This is a genomic window from Halomonas sp. SH5A2, from assembly GCF_014263395.1.
Lineage (GTDB): Bacteria > Pseudomonadota > Gammaproteobacteria > Pseudomonadales > Halomonadaceae > Vreelandella.
In genome coordinates this window covers 1,766,518-1,792,969 of record NZ_CP058321.1, presented here as the reverse complement: position 1 = coordinate 1,792,969, position 26,452 = coordinate 1,766,518, and the positions used below count along the sequence as shown (strand labels likewise).

Sequence of the window (26,452 nt, the reverse complement as noted above, 5' to 3'; positions counted from 1 at the left end):
ATCCACTCGCCAAGACCTTTCCTCGACCCACTGGGAGCGACATGACGCTTTTACGACGCTCGCTTGCTGCCCGCATGGTGACATTTTTACTGGTGATTAGCGCCATGGCGATTGCCAGCATGAGCTTGACGGTGGTCATTGCCAAAAGCAGTCAGGGGGATGCCGCTGCCATTAACATCGCGGGATCGCTGCGACTAAATAGCGCCCAACTGATTGAAGCTCTGCAGCGTGCCCCTCGCAGTGAGCAACGTAACCAAGAGGTTGCTCAGCTGGTGGAACGGCTTTCTTCACGATTGGACAGTTCAGAGCTAATTGCCGGGCCGAATTTCATGCGCGACGAGGAAAGCCGACAAGGTTTGAACGCACTTCGACAACAATGGCATCAAACGCTGGTACCACTCATCGAGCAAATGACAAACAACAACACAGCCGATAGCGGCGAGGCAAAGACAGCGTTAAATTATTTTATCGGCGATATTGACCGCTTTGTCTCTCAACTTGAAGCCAGCGCTGAATCTCGGGTACAACTGTTAAGCGCGATGCAGGCTCTTTTTCTGGTGCTCATCGTTCCCTTGATCGTCATAGCGCTGTATGACATCCGGCAGCATGTGGTGATACCGCTGCGCCAGCTAATGGTATTGAGCCGTGAAGCCGGTCGGCGAAATTTTGACTACCGTTCGAACTTTCAAAGCCTTGACGAGCTCGGCAGGCTCGGACGCACCTTTGACCAGATGTCCGCCGAACTCAATACCAGTTACCGCGAATTAGAAGCCCGAGTATCCCACAAGCAGGCGGAGCTCGAGCGCCATAACCGCGCCTTACAAATTATTCATAACGGCATCCGCATGCTCTACGGTGGGGGTAATGACCTCTGTGCCAGCGCCGCGCCAATGCTACGTGAACTGGAAAAACTCCTTGAGCTTGGCCCCATCGTGCTGTCGCTGCACAGCGAGCATGATGACAGCGACACCGAGATTCTGGCGACCCACTCCGCTGAACGCCCTCTCTTCTGCCGCGATTTGGCGTGCTTTGCCTGTCTGGAAGACTCGCCCCATGGGAGTAACAAGGTCGGCCACGACAACGAAGCGCTGATTCAACCGGTGGCTATTGGCCAACAAACACTGGGGTATCTCACGGTCGGCTATGCTACCCCGCCCAGTGCCTCCACTCGGCAGCTTCTTAATACCCTCACCGATCACCTGGCGACGGCTATTTATCTACAGCAACGCATTGAAGAGCAGCAACAGTTATCGCTGATTAAAGAGCGCACTATCATCGCCCGTGAACTGCATGACTCACTAGCCCAGTCGCTTTCTTACCTCAAAATGCAGGTCACTCGGCTGGAGCGCATGCAGGCCAAGCAGTTCCCTGTTGAGCAACAAAACAGCGTGATGGGCGACCTGCGCGAAGGCCTCAACAGCGCTTACCGCCAGCTTCGGGAGCTTTTAGGCACCTTTCGTCTTAGTCTGGATAAGCCGGGCCTTCATCCAGCGCTGCAACAAACTGTCGATGAGTTTAGTGCAAGGCTGGGCTTTTCTGTCGATTTGATCTATCAGGTACCTCCGCATTTGCTGAGCGCCAATGAAGAGGTGCATCTACTGCAAGTGACTCGTGAAGCGCTCGCCAATACCTTCAAGCACGCCCATGCCCATTGGGCGCAGGTGAGTTTAACCTTTCATCAGGCGGCGCTGACTCTTGCTATCGAAGACGATGGTATCGGTCTAGAAGACGACCGCTCGCCTCCCATGCATTACGGGTTAATTATCATGCGCGACCGAGCCAACAATATTGATGCCGATCTGAGCGTTACAAACCGCCCAGAAGGCGGAACCGGTATCTATCTAACGTTTACTCCACAGACTGAACGACTGATCGAGGAAGGGAGCACCTAAGAATGCCTAGCGAGGTTCATCATCAAACTGCCACCATTATCGTCATTGACGACCACCCCCTGCTGCGCCGAGGGGTACGACAGCTGCTGGACATTGAGGATGATCTGGTATTGGTTTTCGACACTGGCTCCCCCCGTGAAGGCGTTGAACAAGCCATTAAACTTGAGCCGGATATGGTGCTGTTAGACTTGAACATGCCGGATATGAACGGGCTGGAAACGCTTAAACATCTGCGTGATGCAGGCTATGCAGGGCGTGTGATCATGTACACCGTGTCAGATCAGCAAGACGATGTGGTCGATGCGCTACGGGGCGGTGCCGACGGCTATCTACTGAAGGATATGGAACCGGAAGATATGGTGCATCAACTTCGTCAAGCCGCTAAAGGGCGGATGGCGATCAGCGAAGGGTTAACCAGCTTGCTGGCTGAAGCCCTACGCAATCAGCGTTCAGCACCCGCGGGGCCTGGGGTGGAGGCACTCACTCAGCGCGAAAAGGAAATTCTTCGCGAGCTGGCGGCTGGCATGTCCAACAAACTGGTTGCTCGTAAACTCGACATCACCGAGGGCACGGTCAAAGTCCATGTGAAGCATTTATTAAAAAAACTGCACCTGCGCTCTCGAGTCGAAGCTGCCGTGTGGGCTGTTCAGGAAGGGCTCGATAAGTAGATAGCCCACAACTCTGTGTGGATACTCCTAAAAATCTGCCGACGCAGGCTCGCCAGTGCCTTGCTACCCAGTCAAGCATTTAAATATTTAAAAATCATGTAGTTACTTAATCCTCCTTTATACCTAACAAGTGGTAGTGGGGCATATTGGGCCATTTTTCCACCTATTCCGCCCTTCTCAGCCAGCGCGTATCTTTCGCTTAAAGACGCAGTCCTTTTGCCGAAAGAGGTACACGATGGCCAGAAAAAATACCGACATTGAACGCTGGGATGTTGAAGATCCTGACTTTTGGGAAAAAGAAGGCAAGCGGATTGCCAATCGCAATTTATGGATTTCCATTCCCAGTCTGCTAATAGGCTTCGCGGTATGGATGATGTGGGGCATGATCACTACCCAGATGCAGAACCTAGGCTTTCCTTTCTCCACTGACCAGCTGTTTACCCTGACCGCGACCGCAGGCTTAGCAGGCGCCACACTGCGCATTCCCGCTGCCTTCATGCTGCGCCTGGCAGGTGGACGCAATACAATTTTTCTCACCACCGCCTTATTGATGATCCCGGCAGCCGGTACAGGCTTTGCGTTGATGAATCCAGGAACGCCTTTTTGGGTGTTTCAGGCGTTGGCGCTACTTTCTGGCATCGGCGGCGGCAACTTCGCTTGTTCAATGAGTAATATCTCTAGCTTCTATCCGAAGCATCAACAAGGCTACGCCTTAGGCATGAATGCTGGTTTAGGCAACTTTGGCGTTACCACCATGCAGATACTGGTGCCACTGGTGATGACCATCAGCCTATTTGGTGCCATCGCCGGTGGACCAATGGCGCTGGAAAGCGCCAGCGGCACGTTGATCGGACGCATTGAAGCGGGCACTAATACCTGGATACAAAATGCAGGGTTCGTCTGGCTGCTGTTTTTGGTTCCACTCGCTTTCGCTGGCTGGTTTGGCATGAATAACCTGCGCCCTATTAGTCCGAATCCTGGTACACCGCTACAAGCGTTCGGCAAAATTCTGGGGCTTTACGGGGTGGGCATACTCTCCACCCTGGCAGGGTTGATTGCGCTCAATTGGCTGAATATGTGGCTTGCACTGCCGCTGACCATCGTTCTTACCCTTGTGTTGCTACGGCTACTGCCCGGCGAGGAGATTAAACCCAATATCCAAAAGCAATTTGCAATTTTTCGCGATAAGCACACCTGGTCGATGACACTGCTCTACATTCTGACTTTTGGCTCCTTTATTGGCTTTTCTTCAGCACTACCGCTCTCTATTACGATCATTTTCGGCAGCATGGTAGATACCGCGGCGGATGGCAGCGTTTCTCGCATCGCTAACCCTGACGCCCCCAGCGCGCTAACCTGGTCCTGGATTGGTCCTTTCGTCGGGGCATTGGTACGCCCAATCGGCGGCTGGATCGCTGATAAATTCGGCGGCTCCCTGGTTACGCAAATTATTACCGTCGTCATGGTCTTCGCCTCAGTTGGAGCGGGTTACGTGATGATGCTGTCGTACAACGCCACCGATCCGAACCAGTACTTCTGGCTGTTTATGGTGTTGTTTATCGTGCTGTTCACCGCAAGCGGCATCGGCAACGGTTCGACCTTTCGCAGTATCGGTTTTATTTTCGATGCCCAGAAAAAAGGGCCTGTGCTGGGCTGGACAGCCGCTATCGCTGGCTATGGCTCTTTTATCGCACCAGTGGTGCTTGGCAACCAGATCCGCGCGGGCACCCCTGAATTTGCCATGTACGGGTTTGCTGCCTTTTATCTCGTCTGCCTGGCGATTAACTGGTGGTTCTACTTGCGCAAAAGCGCCTACGTTAAAAACCCATAGCGCCCGCTTCGGCACAACCAAAACACCTTCCACTCGCTCAACACTCGTGCTTCTTGCTCGGGCTTTCACATAAGGGGGTAGCATGGCGACCCATCGCTTTAAACAGAATGCGGTGCTAATTGCCAACACCTTTGCGTTCACCATGTGTTTTATGGTCTGGACCATGTTTGGCGAAATCGGCGTCCCGATCGCTGAGGAGTTAGGGTTAAATGGCACCCAATTTGGCATCTTGACGGCCGTGCCCATTCTTACCGGTGCCATTGCTCGCCTACCGTTTGGCTCCATGACCGATCGCTATGGCGGACGCCCCGTCTTCTTTGTCGTTTTGCTGGTGATAATACCCGCCATATGGTTGGTACAGTTCGCGACTGCTTACTGGCAGTTGCTGATGCTGGGAGCCTTTATTGGCCTTTCCGGTGGGGCTTTTTCAGTGGGTATTACTTATACAGCCAAGTGGTTCGAGAAGGACCGTCAAGGGTTGGCGATGGGCATTTTCGGAGCAGGCAACGCTGGTGCGGCGGTTACCAAATATATAGCCCCTACGGTCATCGTCATGCTCGGATGGCAGGCCGTGCCCAATATATACGCGATTATCATGCTCGGTACGGCGGCCTTCTTCTGGTTTTTCACCTTCACTGACCCAAGCCATCGTAATACTAAAAACATCTCCTTCCGCGACCAGTTGAAAGTCATCAACGATCCCAATGTGTGGAAGTACTGTCAGTACTACTCGGTTGTGTTTGGCGGCTATGTAGGGGTGTCTTTATGGCTAACGCGCTATTACATGAACGAATACGGTTTTGGCATCCAGTTAGCCGCCGTGATTGCGACCATTTTTGTGCTGCCTTCCGGTGTCATACGGGCGTTCGGCGGCTGGTTATCCGACCGCTTTGGGGCTCATACTGTAACTTGGACCTGTTTATGGGCAAGCTTGATTGCGCTGTTCATCATGTCCTATCCCGAAACACACTACAGCGTTCAGGGAGCGGGTGGCGCAGGCCGCGTAGAGTTTGGTTTTGGCATCCCCGTATGGCTGTTTACCGCTGCACTGTTTGTGGTGGGTATCGCCTGGGGAATCGGCAAAGCCTCTGTCTTCAAATATCTTTCTAACGACTACCATGAAAACCTTGGGCTGGTATCCGGCATTGTGGGTCTAGCCGGTGGTTTGGGCGGCTTTCTGCTACCGATTATGTTTGGCGCGCTGGTCGACCTGACCGGTGTTGCCACCACTGTCTGGATGCTGTGTTTCAGCGTCACGCTCGTTTCAATCATCTGGATGTGGTGGACGGAGCGACGCGTCAAAGTGCTCACCGAAGATCGCCACAAACAAGCAATGAGTTAAAAAGTCGTTATTCGCTGATATCGGCGTCACGCTTCATAAGAGACAGAGATGCCCCATTGTACCCAGGCCCCTTTAGGGGCATCTTGAACCGCTTGCATCCATACATTACGACTATTCACTTGCATTAATACAGTGCATTTTGTAATCATTCGCGCTCATTTGGTGCATGCGGGCGTAGAATGAAGACCTATTTAAACAAGATGCGCGGTGGGACTATTCAGCGCTCTTTCGTAGGCTGGAAAGACGCTTTCTGGTCGTGGCTCGGTGCCTTCAGCGGTATGGCATTGATTTGCTGGCTAAGCGCAGGCTGGCTCTCAAAAGAATTGCTCATTGTTGGTTCGTTTGGTGCCACCTCAGTACTCATCTATGCGGCGCCTGAAAGCCCTTTTGCACAGCCGAGCCACGTACTCTTTGGCAGTATGCTATCTGCGTTAGTAGGCGTTGTGTGTTACCAATGGCTTGGCACCACCCCTATTGCCATGGCACTCGCCGTATCACTATCGATTTTTGTTATGCAGCTTACCCATACGGTTCACCCACCGGGTGCAGCTGCTGCCTTGACGGCCGTTGCGGGTGGCGAAAACGTCCATCAGTTAGGCTGGCTATACCCGGTTTTCCCCATTGGGGTTGGCTGCATCATTATGCTTTCGGTCGCCATTACCATTAATAATCTTGCGCGCCACCGACGCTATCCCCGCTATTGGTAAAGAGGCTGTTAAGGAGAGAAGATCATAAATCCACCCTTTTCATCTCATTGGATCGCCAAGTCCAGGGCTGGCCGCAAACGTCAATTATGATGCGTCTTTCGATCAGCTCAACTCCCGTACTGACTGAGTCCTCTATCAAGCGAAACCGCGCTGTCGTCGACTGACCTCATGTGTCAGAAACAGGCAATCGTTCCGGCAGTGACATCACGACGTCCCTAGGCATCGGCCTGGCGAAAAGAAAGCCCTGCAACAGATCACATTCGCGACGGATCAAGTCCTGTTGTTGGTCGCGGTCTTCGATACCCTCAGCGACCACGATCAGATTCAGATGATGCGCCATGGTAATAATGCCCTGCACGATAGCGGCATTACGTGTATCCGTAGTAATGTCCTTGATGAAGGCGCGATCCAGTTTGACCTTATGAATCGGCAGGTCACGCAAGTAGCTGAGGCTGGAAAACCCTGTGCCAAAATCATCAAGCGCGACCTTGATACCCATTGCTTTGAGCCGGTTAATCAGCTCAATCGCCTGCTCGGCACCATCAAGCAGCACGCTCTCTGTCACCTCGATTTCCAACTGTTCAGGGGATACGCCTGATACATCCAAGGCCTTTTGCATATCTTCTAAAAATCCTTTTCGACGGAACTGTAACGACGAAATATTGATGGCGACTGGCGCCCCAAGACCTTTCGTGGTTTGCATGAAGGCGACGTCATGACAGACACGATGCAAAATCCAGCGCCCTAGCGGAATGATCTGCCCCGTCTGCTCAGCCAAGGGAATAAACGTACCTGGCGAGATCATCCCCTTCTCAGGATGATGCCAACGAATCAGCGCCTCCAGCCCCCGAATTTGTCCACTCCGCGCCTCGACGATGGGTTGGTAGTAAAGCTCAAACTGGTCGTTTTGAAGCGCCTTATGCAAATCGTGCCGAAGAAGTACCGACGCTTTGGTCATACGTTGCACATCACCCTGATACCACTGCCAAGTATTGCGGCCCTGTTGTTTGGCCTCCCCCATGGCAATATCCGCTTGCTGCATCAGTTCATGGGCGTGCGCTATTGAGTGGCTATTACACGCGATGCCAATGCTTGCGCTGATATGGACCGGTTTGCTTTCTATTTGAAAAGGCGCTAACAGCGAATTCAGCGCCCTTTCGGCGATGACGATGCCTTCGTCACAGTCGTGAAGCCCTGTAAATAGCAACGCAAATTCATCGCCCGTCAGGCGTACCAACGTATCGCATTGACCAGTGACTCGCCGTAGCCGAGCAGCCACTTCTATTAGCAATTGATCACCAATGTGATGACCTAACCCATCATTGATTGTTTTAAACCCATCCAGATCGAGGTGCATGACAACCAGCAATTGACCGTTCTGCTGTGCATCCGCGAACGCTTCATTCAAGCAGTCATCAAAGGCAGTGTGGTTGGGCAGACCGGTCAGAACATCATGTGAGGCCTGATAAGCTAGCTGGGCGGCTTGCTCATGTTGGTGGGTGATGTCTTTTGCAATGCCAAAAACACCCTGCGTTTCGCCACCAACAATGATCGGCATGGTGGTCAATTCCAGAGACTTCAGATCCCCTTCTCGATGCCTTATCTGTAACTCCACACAGTTTGGCTGGCCGTCCAGGGTCGCGTCATAAATAGCCTGCACTCGCTCGATATCCTGGGGCTGCAACAGTGTCGAAAAATGCTTGCCTTGTACTTCATTGCTGTAGCGCCCGGTAATCTTGCCGCAGGCTTCATTAGCGGTAATCACACGCCCTTCACGATCGATCGATAAAACGCCATCGGGATGATAGAGGTAGAGCGAACGGTAGCGTTGTTCGAGATCATATTGCGCCTCAAGCTTCTGTCGAGCCGCTAGTAACTCGCGTGACCGCAGGAGGATCAGCCTGACCAACCCCAGGCTTAGGGCCAACAGATAGCTAAGTGTCAGGCCTGCAATAGCAAACCCTGCGGGCATGATGCCGGCGCGCAACATCCCTGAAACAGAGTCCATGTGAACGTTAAACGTTAAGCGAGCCCCCCCAGGAAGACCGACATGACGCTCTTCCAGGTGCGGCAACGGGCGAATAGGGGTATCGTCGATGGCCCTTCCGGGTTGCCTTAATGCTAGATAGGGCGTGCCTTCACCGACAGTTAGCCGAAACAGGCTTAGGGGCACGCTAAGTTCGCGCCTGAGCAAATCTTTCAAGTCCAGTTCGGCAACCAACTGTCCGTCCGCGTAGTTACCCAATGAGGAAACCAGCAACACCGTACTCGGCTGACGATCCACCTTAAGTGCCCATGTTTCTGAGCGCCCTGAGAATAGCGCATCACGAAGACTCGGATAATTATCCTCGGTCAGAAGGCGGCGCTGGTAGCGCTGAGGAGAGGCCCGCAATTCCTCAAGGTCCCCCTCCGAGCCAATCAGTGCAACGGCCTTTAGGTATGGTGCGTGCTGGAAGTAAGTCTGAACATCATGCTCCCAGCGTATCGACTCGCCCAGGGGGCTGTTCAGTCCTTGCCGCCAGGCGAGACGTTGAATAAATTCGCGTTGTTCCTGCATGGCGTGACGGGCGTTGTGCGCGGCGTTATCCAACAAGGTGGCCGCCTGACGTTGCATATGGCCCTGTGCGCTCCAACTTAGGGTATACCAAGCAAGGCAACTCACCATCACACCACACACAGTGGCGAGATGCGTCAGCCAACCAAGGGGGAGCAATTGACGACTGCCACGCCAGGCAGCGCCAACGAAGGCGGCCCCGCCAAGCAAAGCGTAGAGAGTGGCCAGTATGGGGGCTGATACAAAGCCGTCTGCCCAGCCAAGACGACTGGCGGGAAACAGCAACAGCATCAGAGAAAAGCTACCCGCGCCCAGTGCCAGCAGCCCGCTTCCGCCCCATATGAGTCGGTACCAAGCCAGCTTCATGCCAAGCGTCGTACAAAGAGCAACCAGAAAAAGCAGAAACGCTGCCGCCGATAGAATTCTTGGCCCGCCTGATACCCAGGATGTACCCACCCAGGGACCACCTGACACCCCATTGTGTGTCAGGGTATACAGGGTGATCAGCGCCAATGGCGCAGCCGCCAGGTAAGCTAACCAGCGTCGCTGCAACAGCCAACCTAGCAAGCATAGACCTGCTAAACAGCCGGTCAGCGCCGCATCGGCCACCATCAACCCGCTCAGCGGATATGCAATACCAGCGAGATGCCCGATGAGCCCCGTCCCACCCAGTAGAATGAAAACGGTCGCAACCATCAGCAAACCGACATCCATCGCGACATCGCGTATCCGATACGGTAAGTCACTCGCTTCTCTTGAGCTCAGCTCGCCCATTCTGGCTTGCATGGCAAGCTCCTTTTATTCTTTGGTAACGAGGTCGCACCCCTGGTGCTTGGCGGTATATAGAGCGTTGTCGGCTCGCCCCATGAGTCTCTAGCGAGTATCTTCCGGCTTGTAGCTTCTGAAACTTAGGCTGACAGCAATGGGCACAGGTTGCCAGCGATATATTTCAATAGCTTAGCGCAATCGTTCCAGAGCGCCGCACGCCTCGTCAATGGAGGTATCTGGATCAGCATGGCAGATTCTTCACCACCATTGCGCGCGGCAACATCTTGACCACTAAGCTTCGATAAGAGCAGTTTGGCAAGCTGTTGAAGCACTTAATCCCCCACGTCATGGCCATGCTCGCCATTGACCGGTTTAACATGATCAATATCCAAGATGGCCAAACTAAAGCCCTCACCAGGAAAATTAACGAGAGCGCGGGAGAGTAAATCTTTAATAGCGATATCAAAGTGGCGTCGGTTAGGCGAGCCGCTCAGCGGATCGCTTATGGCCTCACGGCCCAGCCTCAACCCGGGCTGAACTGCACATCATGACCAATCGGCGAAAGGCATTTGGCCGCTCAATGGAAGCAAGCATACCAATCGTGCCGCCGATGGAATGGCCAAGTATCACAGCCCCATGAGCGCCAGTTCATCGCACAAAGCCACAATATCCTCGGCATGTCCGACTGGCGAACCGTGCCGCGCTTCATCGTAGGCTTCCTGCGCGACACAGCCAAAACCTGCTAGGTCAACCAGAATCAGCCGATAGCCTGGAAGCAATCGACACCATACCGTCTGGTCGCAACCAAAACGCCAAACAAAGAGGTTCTGATCTGCAACTGAGATGTGAAAAGGCGACTTGCTGTTGCCAGTTGTTCTTTTCTGCTCCCGCCACCTGCTACCTATTTGCCACCTAGAATCTAAGCAAACAAAAACGGCCACTCGCTACATTAGCTAAGTGGCCGTTTTTCATAAAATTTATGGTCGGAGCGACAGGATTCGAACCTGCGACCTTTGCAACCCCATTGCAACGCGCTACCAAGCTGCGCCACGCTCCGATTTATCAAGGCGTTAATTTCTTGCCTCAAGACGGTGCGTATACTAGCGGTTTAGCGAACAAATGAAAAGCTCTTTTTGCGCTTTCTTTTCAAGTGGTTGTCTACCATACGGATTCATCGTTTCAGCCTATGCGGCGCTATCGGCATCGCGTAGCAACCTGGCCATTGCGGAGTGAATGGCGGGTGTACTCACCAGCAAATGTTGGGAATATAAATCTTCAGGCACGTCAGCCGGCACATCGTAAAGATGCCCCACACAGGCACCCGCTTCACGGGCAATGACCCAGCCGGCGACAAAATCCCAGGGCGATACGCTTTCGTAGTAAGCATCCAGTCGCCCACAGGCGACATCGCAAATATCCAGGGCGGCCGCGCCGTTACGGCGTATATCGCGGCAATTGGTCAATACGGCGGCCAGGCGAGGCAACAGGGCTTCCCGGGCCTCCCGCTGGTAGGGAAACCCCGTTGCCACAAGACTGCGCGACAATTCGTTTGCGGCGCTTGGCTGGATTGGCTGGTCATTGCAAAAGGCCCCAGCGCCCTCGGCGGCGGTGAAGGTTTCTTCCAGAAACGGTGCGTGGACAACACCGACCTTTGCCACACCGTTTTCCATCCAGCCGATCGAGACCGCTACATGGCGAAGCCCCTGGGCAAAGTTGACCGTGCCGTCAATCGGGTCGACAACCCATAGCCGCGGGGCACTTTCGTTGAATGCCTGATCGGGAGAGAGCTCTTCGCTTAAACGGGTCTCGCCAGGAAAATGTGATGCCAGTTGATCACTGATAAAGCGATCAACCGCCACATCGGCATCTGTCACCAGCTCATCGCCGGCCTTGTAATGCCGGCCAAAAGATTGCTCCTGGCGAGCCTGACGAATCATCTGCCCTGCCTGTTCGGCAATCGAGCGGGCGATGTCCAGGCGCTCTTTGAGGGTATAGGCAGGCATAGCAACTCCGTTAATGGGCAAGGCCCTAGCGTAGTGCATCCACCAGGATATCGACAACCACGCGCGTGGCCGCATCGATCAATACCACATCAGCACCTACGCGCTGCCACTCATAGCCGGGATAATGAGGAAGCTCGTGGGTGATAGGCCCGTCAAACCGCTTGGCGATGCCTGGCGGAAGCGGCTTACCTCGTGCCAGGTTGCGCTCGATCCCGGGAGGCAGTGGCTCGGCCCTGGGCGCGCCATATTCGCGCAGCAGACGCTGTAGCAGCCGTTCCTCAATACGCGGCCAGTCATCACGATAATTCCTTGCGGCGCGATCATCATAAGACCGATTATCACGCTTGGGCGCTTGTCCCTGATGATCCGGCTTATCACGAGCGCCGTGCGCCGGGGCATGGTCAGGCTGGGCTATGGCGGCACTGCTTAGCATCAGGGCGGCAATGCCACCGATAGAAACGATTTTGAAAGGTTTCACTGTAAGCTCCACATCTAGGTTTAGAACTTACAGTGTAATAAGCAAATGCGCAGAGATTGAGCAAACAACGAGCATTTTACAGACATTAAAAATGCTAAAAACACCTTTACAGTTGATATCTTTTTGAGGGCTTAAAGCTCTTTTTGATCACGGCAGGAACCCGGCAAATATTTTTCATCGAGGGCATTACCCGCACCGGTAGTAGTTCGGCAAGACCACTGAATAGAACCCTCTGTCGCTTCAGATTCCATCACCACCCATTTACCCGCAATGGCGCTATTGGCATTATTGCTCATTTCCATGACAACACGAGCCGCATAGTTCTCTTCGCCAGGCCAAATGCCGATGTAAGCCACATAGCTGTCGTCACTGCTTTCTCCGCCGTTACCGCTCCTATCCACATCTTCAGGCAAACCAGCTTCATCATTGCTATCAGGGAAGCGGCCTCTCACCGCGTAAAACTCACTCATGGTCGTTTTATAGGCGGACGCCAGATTAAAAGCCTCCGACACCTGGGCGCGGGCAGTGTAGTTCTGATACTGCGGAATGGCGATAGAGGCCAGTACACCGATGATGGCGACCACAATCATCAGCTCGATCAGCGTAAAGCCTTGCTGGGTTCCCTTCATTTTTATCCCTCTGAAAATACGGGGTCGTTACTATCTAAAAGGGGCCAATCAAGGCCCCATACAAAGATACGACTATTCTTTACAACCCGCAGGAAGCCGACTTTCGTCAATACCATCCGTGGTGCCAGCTTTACAAACCCAGCCATCTTGAGGATTGTCAGTTTCTAAGAGCATAGTGCGATTCCCTAACGCACTATCGGTATCAAAAGTTACAGTGATAGTGCCAGTATCCTCTGCAAATGCATATGTAGCATTTTGCACATATCTACCTGCTGGCTCATCGTCGGTTTCGACCAAGTCATCGATATCATCCGTTGATGGCATTCCACCTTGAAGTGAGTATTGCTCAGCAATATCTGCGCGCATGCCTGCTGTCACAGACAGCCCTTCGCTGGCCTGAGCGCGGGCGGTGTAGTTCTGATACTGCGGCACGGCAATTGACGCCAGCACACCGATAATCGCCACCACGATCATCAGCTCGATCAGCGTGAAACCGCCCTGCTTCTTGTTACGAATTGCCGGTTGTGCAGAATGCTGCATGGAGACGTCTCCTTGGGGAATGCTACCCAGCGTGGCTGCTGAGTATCGCGATACGGGAAATATAAAGTGACATTAACTGACAGTCTCTGCTTTATCAATATATCGCACCAACGCTTGAGTATGAGTTATATCGGCTGCAGGATGCTTGGCTTGAGCTTTTCGACTTAAAGAGACGCTACTGTCTTGTCGTGCCAAGTATGGTAAAAGTAATCCGCAGCGCACTTCACCAACGAGTCACGCATGAGCGAACCCAATTTCGAGTCCACTTTAAGTCATGCCGCCGCCCGGGGCGGGCTGCGCGGCATCGCCCAGCGTCTGGTCAAGCACGGGTTACTGACCGAGGCTCAGGCGGCCACCGCTGAGGCGACGGCGTTCGACTTGGATATTTCACTGCTCCAACACGTCGTTGATAGCGGCCTGGTGGACCCTAGGCAATCAGCCATTGCCGCTGGCTGGGAGTACGGGTTGCCGGTGATTGATCTCAATGCCGTGCGGTTATCGTCACTGCCGCCAGCGGCCGAGTACCCCGTTAAAGTCCTTCAGAATTTGACGGTGCTGCCATTGGCGCGTCACGGCCACCGGCTTACCGTCGCCGTCCCCTACCCGGCGACGCTCACCCAGCTGGATGAGCTGCAATTTGCCACCGGGCTGAGCGTTGAAGGGGTGCTAGCGCCTGTCGATCAACTGAGTACGGCGTTAAACCAGTATCTCACCCAGAATGAGCGCAGCATGCTGGAGGAGCTTGATGACATCGACGATGCCGTCAGCTCCTTGAATGTTGTCCAGGGGGCGGCCGGTGAAGACGCTCCCCTTGAGGAAGCACCGCAGAACAGCGACGACGCACCGATCGTCAAATTCGTCAATAAACTGTTACTGGATGCGATTCGCCGGGGCGCCTCGGATATCCATTTTGAGCCCTATGAAACCCAGTACCGGGTTCGCTTTCGGATTGATGGCATGCTGATCGAGGTGGCCAGGCCACCTTTCGCCATGCGTAACCGGATCGCCGCACGTCTGAAGATCATGGCCCGGCTGGATATCTCTGAGCGCCGTCTGCCCCAGGACGGGGCGATCAAACTCAAGCTTTCACGTACTCGCTCCCTCGACTTCAGGGTCAACTCGCTGCCCACCGTGTATGGCGAAAAACTCGTACTGAGGATCCTTGATCCCACCGCCACGCAATTAGGCATCGAGCAGTTAGGCTTCACCGATGACCAACGCGGTTACTACGAACGGGCGCTGGCGCAGCCACAAGGCATGATTCTGGTGACCGGCCCGACAGGCAGCGGTAAAACCGTATCGCTGTATACCGGCATCAATATCCTTAATCAGATAGAGCGCAATATCTGCACCGCCGAAGACCCAGTGGAAATCAAAGTCCCCGGCGTTAACCAGGTCAACGTACTGCCGAAAATCGGCCTGGATTTCGCCAGCGCTTTAAGGGCGTTCCTGCGCCAGGATCCTGACGTGGTCATGGTCGGTGAAATCCGCGACCTGGAAACCGCCGAGATCTCCATCAAAGCGGCCCAGACCGGCCACCTTGTGCTGTCGACGGTACATACCAACTCGGCGGCCGAAACCCTCACTCGTCTATCCAATATGGGGGTGTCTTCCTTCAATATTGCCAGCGCGGTCAGTTTGATCATTGCCCAGCGCCTGGCGCGCAAGCTATGTCCTCACTGCAAGGAACCGGCTGATATTCCCCACGAAGCACTGAGACGCGAAGGGTTCAGCCAACAGGAGATTCAGCAGGCCACCCTATTTCGTCCGGTCGGTTGCAAGCAGTGTACCCATGGCTACAAGGGCCGTGTGGGTGTCTACGAAGTCGTGCCGATTACCGATGCGATGCGCCAGTTGGTCATGCGCGATGCCAACTCTCTGGATATTGACCAACTGGCCCGCCGTGAGGGCTATCCGAGCTTGCATCAAAGTGGTCTTTTAAAGGTGATGCAAGGGATCACGAGCCTTGAGGAAGTTAACCGCATCAGCAAGGAGTAAACCATGGCCAAGTCGCCTCGGGCTCGTCGTCAGCCTAGCATTCAGCTTTACCGCTGGAAGTGGGAAGGCACAGGGCCTCAGAATCGCACGCTTAGCGGTGAAATCATTGGTCGTAGCAAGGCAGATGTCACCAGCGAGCTTGCCAATCAGCAGATCAACGTAAAGCGGTTACGCAAGAAAGGCGGTCTCAGCGGTCGCGGGCGAATCAGCCCACACGACATCATGGTGTTTGCCCGCCAGATGGCGACCATGATTCGGGCAGGCATTCCGCTACTTCAGGCGTTTCAGGTGGTCGCCGAGAGCCTCAAAAAACCGGCGATGGTAGGTCTGGTGCAGCAAATGATGAGCGATGTGTCTGCCGGGGCCAGCTTCTCCGATGCACTGCGCCGTCACCCAAAGCACTTTGACCGCCTGTTTGTGAATCTGGTTGAAGCCGGCGAGCAATCCGGGGCACTTGACGAGATGCTTGATCGCATCGCTACTTACAAGGAAAAAGTCGAGTCACTTAAAAGCCGCGTCAAGAAGGCCATGTGGTACCCCTCTGCGGTGCTACTGATCGGCGTCGGGGTCACCCTTCTGCTGCTGATCAAAGTGGTGCCCGAATTCGAAAGCATGTTCGACAGCTTTGGCGCAGAACTGCCCGCCTTGACGCAGGTGACGGTCAACCTGTCGGCCCTCGCCCAGCGCTATTGGCTGTACGCACTGGGGGGCGTCATCGCGGGGGTATTGCTGCTCAAGCAGGCAATAAACCGTTCTCCCCGTGTTGCTTACCGCGCACACAGCGTCATATTACGCCTGCCCGTCGTAGGTGACATTCTGCATAAATCAGCAGTGGCGAGGTTTTCCCGAACCCTGGCCACCACTTTTGCGTCTGGCGTGCCGCTGGTCGAAGGACTGGATACGGCGTCAGGGGCAACCGGCAATAGGGTTTACGAACGCGCCGTCACCCAGACACGCCATGACGTGGCCACCGGTCAGCAGTTACACTTCGCCATGCGCATGACCAATCAGTTCCCGCCCCTGGCGGTGCAAATGGTCAGCATCGGTGAAGAAGCAGGCTCATTGGATGCCATGCTAAACCGCGTCGCGGACTACTACGAAGAAGAAGTCGACAACAAGGTGGATGCCTTAACCTCGCTGATGGAACCGCTGATTATCGTGGTCTTGGGTCTATTGGTCGGCGGTGTCGTGGTGTCGATGTACTTACCCATCTTTAACTTAGGCTCGGCCCTGTAAGGCGCCGTGCAAAGGCATGTCATGCAGTATTTTTCGATCACTTTCTGGCCACTGGTTTTTTTATTGGGGTTATGCCTGGGCAGTTTTCTCAATGTGGTGATTACCCGTCTCCCCGTCATGCTGATGCGGCAGTGGCGTCAGGAGGCACGTGCCCAGCTCACACTGGACGAAGAGTCATCGCCGCGATTCAATCTTGCCCAGCCGCGCTCCATGTGCCCGCGCTGCGAGGCCTCAATCGCCTGGCACGATAACCTGCCGCTGATTGGCTGGCTCAAACGACGTGGGCGCTGCGCGCACTGCAATGCTCGGATCAGCATGCAATATCCGCTCATCGAGCTTGCGGGTGGCATCCTGGCTATCAGTATCGCCCTGCTTTATGGCGCCAGTTGGCAGGCGCTATGGCTTTATGGCGCCTGCTTGACGCTGCTTGCCCTGGCCGTCATTGATTGGCGTGTACAGCTACTGCCCGATATTTTGACACTGCCGCTGCTGTGGGCCGGTTTGATCTATCAATGGCTTTTCCAGCCTGCTTTCCTGGCCGATGCCGTTATCGGCGCGGTGGTGGGGTATATGAGCCTCTGGAGTTTTTACTGGCTGTTCAAGCTCACTACCGGCAAGGAAGGCATGGGCTTTGGCGACTTCAAGCTGCTCGCTGCATTAGGCGCCTGGCTAGGTTGGCTATCGCTTCCGCTGGTCGTGCTGATTTCAGCCGGTTTGGGCGCCATACTCGGCCTGGCCTATCAGGCGTCATCACCCCAGGCGCGCGGCACCCCCATGCCGTTCGGGCCTTTTTTAGCGCTCGCCGGGTGGATAATGCTGCTCGCTGGCAACGACATATTAGCGATATACCTCAATATCGTCAGTTAAGCCTGACGGTCCAAATGACATACCACAGGTAGACGCACCATGATTATCGGCCTTACTGGAGGCATTGGTTCAGGCAAGTCAACAGTCGCCCGCGCCTTTGGCGAACACGGCATTGGGTGGGTCGACGCCGATGACGTGGCCCGTGAGGTTGTCGCCCCGGGCGAGCCCGCGCTTGACGCTATCCGTCAGCATTTTGGGCCCGAGGTAATTAATCAGGATGGGGCACTCGACCGCGCCGCCCTGCGCGAGATCATTTTTGAAGCCCCCGAACAACGCCACTGGCTTGAGCAACTCACCCACCCGCTCATCCGCGAGCGGTTAATCGCCACGCTTGAGGATATTCAGTCGGGGCCTTCCCCTTATGCCCTGCTGGTATCGCCTTTACTGTTCGAATCAGGCCAAGCGGCGTTAGTGGATCGTACCCTGGTGATCGATATTCCCACCGACATGCAGCTATCCAGAACGCTTGAGCGCGACGCTGTCAGTGAAGCAAATGTGCGTGCTATTCTGGACGCACAGATGTCGCGCGACGAACGCTGCGCCCGTGCCGATAACATCATCGACAACAGTGGCGATATTGCGCACATGCAGCGCCAAGTCGCCCGACTTGACCAATACTATCGCGCGCAACTTTCGTCGTAACCCATTAACGGCCTTTAAGGCTGCTTCTCTCACCAATTACGTTTTACACCTGCGGATATTTTATGCCTCAACCTGCTAACGACAGCCCATTTGAAGTCGCTTGCCCACAATGCGCACGAACCGTTGCATGGAGTAGCGAGAGCCCTTTCCGTCCGTTTTGCAGCAAACGCTGCCAGCAGCTCGACCTGGGTGCCTGGGCGGAAGAATCCCACCGAATAGCCGGTGAAAACGCCATGGACGAAGCCGATATCGACGCCCTGCTGGCAAGGGCTGATCGCGATGCGCCGCTTTCCTAAATGACCGCACCCGACTACCCTGCCTACCATCGTATGCAGCACCTTGAACGGTGCTTTGATGATCTGATGGCAGCGTTGGACATACTCGCAACGCAATACGCAGCGCAGTGTCCGCCTACCTGGATGCTGTCACCCACAGCCGATCCTTCACCAGACGGGTTCAGAGCGGCACTCTTTGATGTCTGGCATCAGACGGGGCAGGACGGTCGGGAAACACGCAACTACCTGGGTATCGTTGTCGCCAACGATGAGCTTGTCGACGCGGCTCGCAATGTAAATATAGCGAAAGACGCATTCCATGCAGGCTTGCAGAAGATTAAGAGCACCACTCCCAAAGCGCTAAGTGGGGCTAAAGCGCAACTAACCACTCGCCACCCGGATGTTCATCGGGTCTTACGTAAAGAGGGTTTGGCGCGGTTACATTTAAAACAATGCTGGCGTCAGTTACCTATCGCTGATGCCGAAGTCGCAAAAGTGCGCTTTGCCTGGTATCAAAGCGGACGCTCGATTAAACGCATCACCGTAAGAGACGCCGAACAAAAGCTACTTCGGCTAGATACCGATGCGTCTCATATAAAAATGCAGCTGCGTCGTCTTGCAGGCTTACCCAGCGAAGAACCGCTTGCTCAGGTTCAAACCCAGGCACCGCTAATGCGAGCCAATCTCTTTTTTAGCCACCCACTGGCGGATGGGCACACGCGACGGGCGTTAAACGTATCCATGCCCCTCTTTGTACCCAACGAGCGCTTGGGAATGCCTGATATCAAGGCACCGCCCACTCAACCCCAGCCGCAACGGACGCGCGCGACTCGGCGCGATGAAAAGCTGGAGTCCGATGTTTTCTTACCCAGCCTGCGCGTGTATCGCTACCGCTAAGCTTATTTAAACAGCAGGTTTACACAAACAGGTTTAAGCAAACGGATTTAAGCAAGCGGCCATCAGGCAGGTACCTGTTCCTCTGTCCAACGTCCCGAAGCCATCAACGCCTCGATCAGCTCGCGCAACTCATGCGAGGCAATGTGGTATTCCGTCAGCAATGCTTCAAATTGCTGCTGAAACGCCTCCTCTCGCAATTGAGCCTGCTTTTCGGCGTCTTCCTCTTCAAGCGCCTCCAAGGAACGCACTGGCGGCCCGGTGGGAATATCCATCGCGCTGCCAGGGTCTTCTAGCTGACGTAGCGCTTGCGCAAACGCATCATCTAATTCACGAAATTTACGAAGCTTGTCGCGCTCGTCCATCGGTTTCTGAACTTTTTGATATTTCATTGATATGTCATTTACACCCTTTCGATTGAGAGATACGCCTGTCTATAAAGGCTATTTTACCCAAAAACTGTGCTCAAACGCGTAAAAAGCCAAAGCCAACTTGCCTTCGAGAGCTGTTACTAGCATAAAGAGAGCATCATTATGCATCGGTGCATATAGTAAAGATTACTTACGTACTACTGCACACTTTACGACTACTGCAATACGACGCTGCAATGTAAGCACTGGGCTGCAATGTAAACATTGAGCTGAAAAACCGCCGCCGCGTTGTACTGACGTGGAGGCACATCCGAGACACCAAGGCACCGGAGGGTGCACATTACCGCCAGATAAACTATCTGGCGGTAAGACTCATGCATGGGAGGCCAGATAATGTTCAATGCTATGACACGAGCTGAGATCTGGCTGCAAGAAACACTTGAAAAGCCATTGAGTATTGACGATCTTGCTCAACATCTAGGGTATTCAGCTTCTCAAGTACGGCGCCAATTCCGTCATTACTTTCACACAACGCCGAGTGCTTATCGAGAAAAACGTCGGTTAGAGCGTGCGGCGGTTTTACTCGCCTTCACTCCCCGTAATATAGCGCAAATCGCGCTGCATTGCGGTTACCAAAACCATTCATCTTTTTCGCGAGCCTTTCTGCGGCACTTTCTACTATCCCCGCGAGATTACCGTCAGGCCATGGGCCATGTGATGCACCAGCAAATACCGTCTTACGGTTACACGACTCGAATCAAGCAGACGCCTGCGCGGCAAGCCGTTCTCATGCGACTGTATAAATCGCCTGAGCACCTTCAAGGGCTTGGGGATAGCACTTACCATAGCCACCAGTTGGAAAGCCTGCAAGCAAGGTTGGCAGACTCAACCCCAGCGGTTTCGCTGCCTGATCTACTCAGCGAAAAAATTGATGCCCTAAGCGATCAAACTGCGCATCCCGTACGTACCGATATCGGGCTTTATCTTGAAACACTTCACAATATGAAGAGCATCCCGCTGCCTGCGCCCTACCGCCGGATTAATATTGCGTCGAGGCACTATGCGAGCACTTGCTTCGAGGAATTTTCACAACTTTCACGCGCACTGACCAGCATGCTGCTGGAACTCTTGCATAAACAAAAAGGTTATTACATCAGCGGGGAGGCGCCCATGGTGCTGTGGAAACCCGATTATTTGGAATTGAGGGTACCGCTGAATCAATGAGAAAATGCATTTTCGGGGCAATCAATAAAGTCGGCATTTCCATTGAAAATGCCGACTTGGCAATACTTAGTCTTCCATCCGGACAAGCCAGGACTCAACGGTCTCATCGCCGTGTTCGTCTTTCCAGCTACGCAGGCCCTTGTGGTTACCTCCACGCGTTTCGATAACCTCACCTGTATGAGGATTTTTATAAATCTTTAAACGACGCTTACGACGACCTGCATTGCTACTGGCAGGCTTCGAACCACGCTGATCAGCGGCAGGATCTAGCAACGCCACTACATCTGCTGGACGCTTCCCAAACTCGTTCATGAGTGCTTCAAGCTTTGATTTAAACTCTAGTTCACTCTTGAGGCGTTGATCACCCTCTAGTCGCTGAAGGTCTTCTTGAAGCTGCTTCAGCTGCTGTTCTTTTTGGATGTATTCGTTAAGTAGTGACATGGGGAATCCTTTAACATCAGGTCAAACCAGATAAGATACCGAACGGACATTGTCAGTATCCATTAGTTCAGAATGCGTATTCATTATTGCTGTAAAAAAGCCAACTGACAACAGTCTAGTTGATTTTTAGTCAATTACGAAAGATATTTTAAAGATTGGCTTAGCAATGAATAACTTTTTAGTGGGTTAATCACCAAGTTATACAGGCAGGAAATCACTGACAAAAAAACGCCGCCCTAAAGGCGGCGCTTTTATGAAGCCATCACTAATTGGATATTAGTCTTGGCCCATTTGCTGCTTAATCAATTCACCGATGGTGGTAGCCCCACCTGCTGCTTCCGGCTCTTGATCACGCAGTTTCTTGAGGTTCTGACGCGTATCATCCTGCTCTTTCGCTTTCACCGACAGGTTAATCTGACGGCTCTTGCGATCAACGCTCACGATACGTGCTTCGACACTATCGCCCTCACTGAGGACGTTACGCGCATCTTCGACGCGATCAGCGGCGATTTCAGACGCCTTGAGCACAGCCACTACATCGGTCGCCAGCTCAACGTGAGCTTCTTTAGCGTCCACTTCAACGACACGACCAGTGACAATGCTACCCTTGTCGTTGACCGACAGGTATTCGGCAACCGGATCGGAATCCATTTGCTTGATACCTAGGGAAATGCGCTCGCGCTCTGGGTCGATAGACAGAATAACCGCTTCGGCTTCATCGCCTTTCTTGAAGTTACGAACCGCTTCTTCGCCAGTATCCGTCCAGGAAATATCGGACAGGTGAACCAACCCGTCGATACCACCTTCCAGGCCGATAAAGATACCGAAGTCTGTGATTGACTTGATGGTACCTGAGACGCGATCGCCTTTGTTGTACTCGGCATTGAAGGTTTCCCAGGGATTAGCAGTGCACTGCTTGATACCCAGAGAAATGCGACGACGCTCTTCGTCGATATCCAATACCATGACATCAACATCATCGCCCACTTGAACCACTTTGGACGGATGGATGTTCTTGTTGGTCCAGTCCATTTCGGAAACGTGAACCAGGCCTTCGACACCTTCTTCCAGTTCAGCAAAGCAGCCGTAGTCAGTCAGGTTGGTGACCACAGCATGAACCTTGGTGCCTTCCGGATAGCGCTCTTTAATACGAACCCACGGATCTTCGCCAAGCTGCTTGAGACCCAGAGAAACGCGATTGCGCTCACGGTCAAACTTCAGCACTTTCACGTTGACTTCGTCGCCGACGGCCACGATTTCAGACGGATGCTTGATACGCTTCCAGGCCATATCAGTGATATGCAGCAGGCCATCAACGCCGCCCAGGTCAACGAAGGCACCGTAATCAGTCAGGTTCTTGACGATACCCTTGATTTGCTGACCTTCCTGAAGTGTCGCCAACAGGGCTTCACGTTCCGCACTGTTTTCTGCTTCCAGAACCGCACGACGTGAAACCACGACGTTGTTGCGTTTCGGGTCGAGCTTGATGACCTTGAAGTCCAGCTCTTTGTGCTCCAGGTGCGCGGTGTCGCGAACCGGGCGAACGTCGACCAGAGAGCCCGGCAAGAAGGCACGGATAGAGTCGACGTCGACGGTGAAGCCACCTTTGACCTTGCCGTTGATCACGCCTTTGACGACTTCATCTTTCTCGAAGGCGGCTTCAAGAATCTTCCAAGCTTCTGCACGCTTGGCTTTTTCACGGGACAGACGCGTTTCACCGAAGCCATCTTCAACGGCTTCCAGTGCAACGTGAACATCGTCACCGATCGCAATGTTCAGTTCGCCGTTCTCGTCGCGGAATTGAGCCGCGGGGATCTGACCTTCGGATTTCAGACCGGCGTTGACGGTAACCCAGTCACCGTCAATATCGACAACCTGGGCCGCGACGATAGCGCCTGGCTCCATGTTAATGTCGTTAAGAGACTGTTCAAACAGTTCAGCAAAGCTTTCGCTCATGGTGTTCCTACGTGATCAACGTTGTTGAGGCATAAATGCCTTCTCCGTACCACCAGCGAGTACGGGCCTAATGTCACTCTGCTTTTGGAGGTGTTAGCGCTGGTTAGACCTGACCGGGCTCCCAATGTGAGTTTTACGCCCTGCCATGTCGTGACACCTATCCAAAAACGCCGCAAGGGAGAGTCAATTTCCGGCGGCTAGACCCTGTTGGGCCAGCAGCTCAGTTAACTGATCAACCACTTCCGGTATGCTCAGGCACGTGGTATCAAGCGTAATGGCATCATCTGCCGGCTTGAGTGGCGCCACGTCGCGATGCATATCGCGTGCATCGCGCGCCTGAATCTCCTTTAGAAGACTCGAAAGACTAGCATCCACGCCCGCTTCCTGCAACTGCTGATGGCGACGGCGCGCCCGCTCGGATGCTGATGCGGTCAGAAATATCTTCAGTGAAGCGTCGGGGAAAACGACCGTTCCCATGTCACGACCATCAGCCACCAAGCCAGGCACCTGACAAAAATCGCGCTGGCGCTGTAGCAGCGCCTGTCGAACAGCCGGAAGCGCCGCCACCTGGGAGGCGCGTTCGCCAGCTTGTTCGGTGCGAATCGCCCGGCTGACATCCTCACCTTCCAACAAGGTACGTGGCTGACCATTTTCGACCGGAAAGGCGACATCCAATGTTTGGGCCAATTGTGCCAACGACGCCTCGTCATCGAGTGCCACCTGATGCTTGACGGCGGCCTGGGCTGTCAAACGATACAAGGCACCACTATCCAATAGGTGCCAATTCAGGCGTTCGGCCATTAGCCCACTGATCGTGCCTTTGCCTGCACCACCGGGGCCATCAATGGTCAATACGGGAGTGTGTTCAATCATGCACCCTCCACCGATAGCGTCATCCCCACACGCGTTACCAGGTCCACGAAATCCGGGAACGAGGTCGCCACATTGGCGCAATCGTCAATGACGATATCGTCGCTTGCCCGCAGTCCAGCAATAGCAAAAGCCATCGCAATTCGGTGGTCGCCCAGGCTGTCAATTCGCCCGCCGCCATAACTTGCCGTTTGGTCGTCGCCATTACCCACGATATCGATACCATCAGCCACCACCTTGTGCTCGACACCCAGAATGGCCAAGCCATCGGCCATCGCCTGAATGCGATCAGACTCCTTGACGCGCAACTCTTCGGCGCCGCGTAATCGCGTGGTGCCCTTGGCGTTGGCAGCGGCAATGAATAGGGCTGGAAATTCGTCTATCGCCAATGGCACTTGGTCGACAGGAACCTCAATACCGCTAAGCGGCGCGTAGCGAATGCGAATATCCGCAACGGGTTCGCCACCCACTTCACGCTGATTTTCTAGGGCCAGATTGGCGCCCATCAGAGTGAGAATATTAATCACGCCGATACGGGTCGGGTTGATGCCCACGTGCTCAAGCGTTATGTCGGAACCTGGGGTAATGGCCGCGGCCACCAGGAAAAACGTCGCCGATGAAATATCCGACGGCACATCGATCGGCCCTGCTGTCAGCGTTCCGCCGCCCTGCAACCAGCATGTATCACCGTCACGAGACACCGGATAGCCAAAGCCGTTGAGCATGCGTTCAGTGTGGTCGCGGGTAGGCGCTGGCTCACGCACGCGGGTTTCACCCTCGGCGTAAAGACCTGCCAGCAACAAGCAGGACTTTACCTGAGCACTGGCCATGGGCATGTCGTAATCAATGCCTTTTAAAGCGGCGCCGCCTTTGATATTCAACGGAGGCCGCCCGCCTTCTGCGGTTTCGATGGTTGCCCCCATCGAGCGCAGCGGGTCGGCAACGCGAGCCATTGGGCGCTTGTTCAGCGACTCGTCGCCGGTCAATTCGCTGTCGAATGCCTGCCCGGCCAGCAAGCCTGAAAATAGACGCATCGCGGTGCCCGAATTGCCCACATAAAGCGGGCCAGAAGGCGCTTTCAGCCCATGCATGCCCACGCCATGGATGGTGACGCGCCCTTGATGCGGCCCCTCAATGGCCACGCCCATTTCGCGAAACGCCTGTAGCGTGGCAAGGCTGTCTTCGCCTTCTAAAAAACCTTTGACCTCGGTAACACCGTCAGCCAGTGCACCCAGCATGATCGAGCGATGCGACATGGATTTGTCACCGGGCACGCGCAGTCGGCCCTGCGCCTGACCGCCTGGCCGCACCCGGTAAGTCACCTTACCTTGTGGTTGCATATGATATTCCGCCTGATAAGTGGTTTTGTTCAATAACGTATCGAAATAGTGGCGTGCATGACTGGCCCGATCAAATGTCGCAATTAGGGCATCGCTATCGCCGCACTCAACGGCCTTGCGCAATCTAGCAAGGCCCGCTTCGAAATCGTCCAGAGACGACAGTACCGCCTGGCGATTGGCGATGAAGATATCGCGCCACATCACCGGGTCACTGCCCGCAATACGGGTAAAGTCACGAAAGCCGCCAGCGGCGTAGCGAAAAATATCCAGGCGATCATCCTGACGCGCCAGCGTATCGACCAATGAAAATGCCAATAGATGCGGCAAGTGGCTGGTACGCGCCAACACATGGTCGTGGTGTTCAACGCTCATTTCCAGCACATTGGCACCGCAAGCTGCCCACAGAGCCGAAATCCGCGCCAAAGCCGCCGGATCAACGTCAGGCTCCGGGGTCAAAATCACCTTGTGATGCCGATAGAGATTGGGGTTGGCTGCCGACACGCCACTTTTTTCTGAACCGGCAATCGGGTGACCCAGCACCATATTGGCAGGCACGCCACCAAAAACACGCTCGGCACAGGCGCGAATCGCCGCCTTTGTGCTGCCCACATCGGTGATCACCACATTAGGGGCGGCCTTGGGCAATGCGCTAGCCAGGGTTTTCATTACCGTTTCCATTGCCAACACCGGAACGGCGAGCACGATAAGCGACGCATCAGCCACCTGGTCGCCAAGCTCGGTGCCGCCGCTGTCAATCAAGCCCATCGCGATGCCCCGGGCAATTTCATCCGGGTTAGGATCGCAGCCGACTATCTGGCCCTCAAACCCGGCAGCACGCAGCGCCGAGGCCAATGATCCGCCGATCAGGCCAAGCCCAACAATCAACAACCGCGACTCATTGATACCGGCCCCACCGGGCATCTTCT

General features: G+C 54.3%; 24 protein-coding genes and 1 tRNA gene. 12 read left to right on the top strand and 13 right to left on the bottom strand.

Going from position 1 to position 26,452, the window contains the following annotated elements:
* The first annotated feature begins 41 nt into the window (after positions 1-41).
* The 5 genes from HXW73_RS08295 (at position 42) to HXW73_RS08275 (ending at position 6,440) form a co-directional block, all read left to right on the top strand.
* On the top strand, positions 42-1,892 hold the full coding sequence (locus HXW73_RS08295; protein ID WP_186255746.1) for a histidine kinase: 1,851 nt from the start codon (positions 42-44) through the stop codon (positions 1,890-1,892).
* A 2-nt stretch (positions 1,893-1,894) separates the two neighbouring features.
* Positions 1,895-2,560, top strand: a complete 666-nt coding sequence (narL, locus tag HXW73_RS08290) for a two-component system response regulator NarL (RefSeq protein WP_186255745.1) — start codon at positions 1,895-1,897, stop codon at positions 2,558-2,560.
* A gap of 235 nt (positions 2,561-2,795) precedes the next feature.
* Positions 2,796-4,391 carry an antiporter gene (locus HXW73_RS08285; RefSeq protein WP_186255744.1) on the top strand — a complete coding sequence of 532 codons (1,596 nt, stop codon included), beginning with the start codon at positions 2,796-2,798 and terminating at the stop codon, positions 4,389-4,391.
* 82 nt (positions 4,392-4,473) lie between these two features.
* The gene (locus HXW73_RS08280; protein WP_186255743.1) at positions 4,474-5,733 is read left to right on the top strand and encodes an MFS transporter; all 1,260 of its coding nucleotides are present in this window, start codon (positions 4,474-4,476) and stop codon (positions 5,731-5,733) included.
* Positions 5,734-5,912: 179 nt separating this feature from the next.
* Positions 5,913-6,440 carry an HPP family protein gene (locus tag HXW73_RS08275; RefSeq protein ID WP_186255742.1) on the top strand — a complete coding sequence of 176 codons (528 nt, stop codon included), beginning with the start codon at positions 5,913-5,915 and terminating at the stop codon, positions 6,438-6,440.
* A gap of 166 nt (positions 6,441-6,606) precedes the next feature.
* Here the strand turns inward: HXW73_RS08275 and HXW73_RS08270 are convergent, their stop codons facing one another.
* The 8 genes from HXW73_RS08270 to HXW73_RS17950 all read right to left on the bottom strand — a co-directional run bounded on the left by HXW73_RS08270 (position 6,607) and on the right by HXW73_RS17950 (position 13,412).
* A complete protein-coding gene (locus HXW73_RS08270; protein WP_186255741.1) occupies positions 6,607-9,780 on the bottom strand; it encodes a putative bifunctional diguanylate cyclase/phosphodiesterase in 3,174 nt (1,057 codons plus the stop codon).
* Between the two features lie 314 nt (positions 9,781-10,094).
* Entirely contained in the window at positions 10,095-10,289 is a 195-nt protein-coding gene (locus tag HXW73_RS18015; RefSeq protein WP_186255740.1) for a GGDEF domain-containing protein, read from the bottom strand.
* A 99-nt stretch (positions 10,290-10,388) separates the two neighbouring features.
* Positions 10,389-10,541 carry a hypothetical protein gene (locus tag HXW73_RS08260; protein ID WP_186255739.1) on the bottom strand — a complete coding sequence of 51 codons (153 nt, stop codon included), beginning with the start codon at positions 10,539-10,541 and terminating at the stop codon, positions 10,389-10,391.
* A 201-nt stretch (positions 10,542-10,742) separates the two neighbouring features.
* Positions 10,743-10,819: transfer RNA gene (locus HXW73_RS08255), tRNA-Pro, on the bottom strand.
* A 127-nt stretch (positions 10,820-10,946) separates the two neighbouring features.
* Positions 10,947-11,765 (bottom strand): inositol monophosphatase family protein, encoded by an 819-nt coding sequence (locus HXW73_RS08250; protein WP_186255738.1) that lies wholly within the window; start codon positions 11,763-11,765, stop codon positions 10,947-10,949.
* Between the two features lie 25 nt (positions 11,766-11,790).
* Complete coding sequence (locus tag HXW73_RS08245) at positions 11,791-12,243, bottom strand: anti-virulence regulator CigR family protein (protein ID WP_240538746.1); 453 nt, start codon at positions 12,241-12,243, stop codon at positions 11,791-11,793.
* Between the two features lie 131 nt (positions 12,244-12,374).
* A complete protein-coding gene (locus HXW73_RS08240; protein ID WP_186255737.1) occupies positions 12,375-12,872 on the bottom strand; it encodes a pilin in 498 nt (165 codons plus the stop codon).
* 72 nt (positions 12,873-12,944) lie between these two features.
* Positions 12,945-13,412, bottom strand: a complete 468-nt coding sequence (locus HXW73_RS17950) for a pilin (RefSeq protein WP_186255736.1) — start codon at positions 13,410-13,412, stop codon at positions 12,945-12,947.
* A gap of 240 nt (positions 13,413-13,652) precedes the next feature.
* Here HXW73_RS17950 and pilB point away from each other — a divergent pair, with 240 nt between their 5' ends.
* The 6 genes from pilB to HXW73_RS08205 all read left to right on the top strand — a co-directional run bounded on the left by pilB (position 13,653) and on the right by HXW73_RS08205 (position 19,327).
* Entirely contained in the window at positions 13,653-15,410 is a 1,758-nt protein-coding gene (gene pilB, locus HXW73_RS08230) for a type IV-A pilus assembly ATPase PilB (RefSeq protein ID WP_186255735.1), read from the top strand.
* Positions 15,411-15,413: 3 nt separating this feature from the next.
* Positions 15,414-16,646: a type II secretion system F family protein gene (locus tag HXW73_RS08225; RefSeq protein ID WP_186255734.1), complete on the top strand. Its 1,233-nt coding sequence runs from the start codon at positions 15,414-15,416 to the stop codon at positions 16,644-16,646.
* Positions 16,647-16,667: 21 nt separating this feature from the next.
* The gene (locus HXW73_RS08220; protein ID WP_186255733.1) at positions 16,668-17,513 is read left to right on the top strand and encodes a prepilin peptidase; all 846 of its coding nucleotides are present in this window, start codon (positions 16,668-16,670) and stop codon (positions 17,511-17,513) included.
* 39 nt (positions 17,514-17,552) lie between these two features.
* On the top strand, positions 17,553-18,155 hold the full coding sequence (gene coaE, locus HXW73_RS08215; protein WP_186255732.1) for a dephospho-CoA kinase: 603 nt from the start codon (positions 17,553-17,555) through the stop codon (positions 18,153-18,155).
* A 62-nt stretch (positions 18,156-18,217) separates the two neighbouring features.
* Positions 18,218-18,451 carry a DNA gyrase inhibitor YacG gene (gene yacG / locus HXW73_RS08210; RefSeq protein WP_186255731.1) on the top strand — a complete coding sequence of 78 codons (234 nt, stop codon included), beginning with the start codon at positions 18,218-18,220 and terminating at the stop codon, positions 18,449-18,451.
* Entirely contained in the window at positions 18,452-19,327 is an 876-nt protein-coding gene (locus HXW73_RS08205; RefSeq protein ID WP_186255730.1) for a DNA replication terminus site-binding protein, read from the top strand. It abuts the gene before it with no gap.
* Positions 19,328-19,389: 62 nt separating this feature from the next.
* Here the strand turns inward: HXW73_RS08205 and HXW73_RS08200 are convergent, their stop codons facing one another.
* Entirely contained in the window at positions 19,390-19,716 is a 327-nt protein-coding gene (locus HXW73_RS08200) for a hypothetical protein (RefSeq protein WP_186255729.1), read from the bottom strand.
* Positions 19,717-20,088: 372 nt separating this feature from the next.
* Between HXW73_RS08200 and HXW73_RS08195 the strand changes: the two genes are divergently transcribed.
* Positions 20,089-20,919, top strand: coding sequence for a helix-turn-helix domain-containing protein (locus HXW73_RS08195; RefSeq protein WP_186255728.1), 831 nt, complete (start codon positions 20,089-20,091; stop codon positions 20,917-20,919).
* Positions 20,920-20,985: 66 nt separating this feature from the next.
* Here the strand turns inward: HXW73_RS08195 and HXW73_RS08190 are convergent, their stop codons facing one another.
* The 4 genes from HXW73_RS08190 to HXW73_RS08175 all read right to left on the bottom strand — a co-directional run bounded on the left by HXW73_RS08190 (position 20,986) and on the right by HXW73_RS08175 (position 26,447).
* Positions 20,986-21,360 carry a histone-like nucleoid-structuring protein, MvaT/MvaU family gene (locus HXW73_RS08190; protein WP_085918486.1) on the bottom strand — a complete coding sequence of 125 codons (375 nt, stop codon included), beginning with the start codon at positions 21,358-21,360 and terminating at the stop codon, positions 20,986-20,988.
* 276 nt (positions 21,361-21,636) lie between these two features.
* Complete coding sequence (gene rpsA / locus HXW73_RS08185) at positions 21,637-23,316, bottom strand: 30S ribosomal protein S1 (protein WP_186255727.1); 1,680 nt, start codon at positions 23,314-23,316, stop codon at positions 21,637-21,639.
* 183 nt (positions 23,317-23,499) lie between these two features.
* Positions 23,500-24,189, bottom strand: a complete 690-nt coding sequence (gene cmk / locus HXW73_RS08180; RefSeq protein ID WP_186255726.1) for a (d)CMP kinase — start codon at positions 24,187-24,189, stop codon at positions 23,500-23,502.
* Positions 24,186-26,447 (bottom strand): bifunctional prephenate dehydrogenase/3-phosphoshikimate 1-carboxyvinyltransferase, encoded by a 2,262-nt coding sequence (locus HXW73_RS08175; protein ID WP_186255961.1) that lies wholly within the window; start codon positions 26,445-26,447, stop codon positions 24,186-24,188. Before HXW73_RS08175 ends, cmk begins: the two co-directional genes overlap by 4 nt.
* Between the last annotated feature and the right edge of the window lie 5 nt (positions 26,448-26,452).

Excerpts from the sequence above, each read along its gene's own strand:
- HXW73_RS08295 (WP_186255746.1), top strand. The coding sequence starts at position 42 with ATGACGCTTTTACGACGCTCGCTTGCTGCCCGCATGGTGACATTTTTA.
- coaE (WP_186255732.1), top strand. The coding sequence starts at position 17,553 with ATGATTATCGGCCTTACTGGAGGCATTGGTTCAGGCAAGTCAACAGTC.
- HXW73_RS08220 (WP_186255733.1), top strand. The coding sequence starts at position 16,668 with ATGCAGTATTTTTCGATCACTTTCTGGCCACTGGTTTTTTTATTGGGG.
- HXW73_RS08200 (WP_186255729.1), bottom strand. The coding sequence starts at position 19,716 with ATGAAATATCAAAAAGTTCAGAAACCGATGGACGAGCGCGACAAGCTT.
- HXW73_RS17950 (WP_186255736.1), bottom strand. The coding sequence starts at position 13,412 with ATGCAGCATTCTGCACAACCGGCAATTCGTAACAAGAAGCAGGGCGGT.
- HXW73_RS08250 (WP_186255738.1), bottom strand. The coding sequence starts at position 11,765 with ATGCCTGCCTATACCCTCAAAGAGCGCCTGGACATCGCCCGCTCGATT.
- yacG (WP_186255731.1), top strand. The coding sequence starts at position 18,218 with ATGCCTCAACCTGCTAACGACAGCCCATTTGAAGTCGCTTGCCCACAA.
- HXW73_RS08205 (WP_186255730.1), top strand. The coding sequence starts at position 18,452 with ATGACCGCACCCGACTACCCTGCCTACCATCGTATGCAGCACCTTGAA.
- HXW73_RS08225 (WP_186255734.1), top strand. The coding sequence starts at position 15,414 with ATGGCCAAGTCGCCTCGGGCTCGTCGTCAGCCTAGCATTCAGCTTTAC.
- HXW73_RS08285 (WP_186255744.1), top strand. The coding sequence starts at position 2,796 with ATGGCCAGAAAAAATACCGACATTGAACGCTGGGATGTTGAAGATCCT.
- HXW73_RS08195 (WP_186255728.1), top strand. The coding sequence starts at position 20,089 with ATGTTCAATGCTATGACACGAGCTGAGATCTGGCTGCAAGAAACACTT.
- HXW73_RS08175 (WP_186255961.1), bottom strand. The coding sequence starts at position 26,447 with ATGCCCGGTGGGGCCGGTATCAATGAGTCGCGGTTGTTGATTGTTGGG.
- HXW73_RS08240 (WP_186255737.1), bottom strand. The coding sequence starts at position 12,872 with ATGAAGGGAACCCAGCAAGGCTTTACGCTGATCGAGCTGATGATTGTG.
- pilB (WP_186255735.1), top strand. The coding sequence starts at position 13,653 with ATGAGCGAACCCAATTTCGAGTCCACTTTAAGTCATGCCGCCGCCCGG.
- HXW73_RS08275 (WP_186255742.1), top strand. The coding sequence starts at position 5,913 with ATGAAGACCTATTTAAACAAGATGCGCGGTGGGACTATTCAGCGCTCT.
- HXW73_RS08190 (WP_085918486.1), bottom strand. The coding sequence starts at position 21,360 with ATGTCACTACTTAACGAATACATCCAAAAAGAACAGCAGCTGAAGCAG.
- rpsA (WP_186255727.1), bottom strand. The coding sequence starts at position 23,316 with ATGAGCGAAAGCTTTGCTGAACTGTTTGAACAGTCTCTTAACGACATT.
- HXW73_RS08270 (WP_186255741.1), bottom strand. The coding sequence starts at position 9,780 with ATGCAAGCCAGAATGGGCGAGCTGAGCTCAAGAGAAGCGAGTGACTTA.
- cmk (WP_186255726.1), bottom strand. The coding sequence starts at position 24,189 with ATGATTGAACACACTCCCGTATTGACCATTGATGGCCCCGGTGGTGCA.
- narL (WP_186255745.1), top strand. The coding sequence starts at position 1,895 with ATGCCTAGCGAGGTTCATCATCAAACTGCCACCATTATCGTCATTGAC.
- HXW73_RS08280 (WP_186255743.1), top strand. The coding sequence starts at position 4,474 with ATGGCGACCCATCGCTTTAAACAGAATGCGGTGCTAATTGCCAACACC.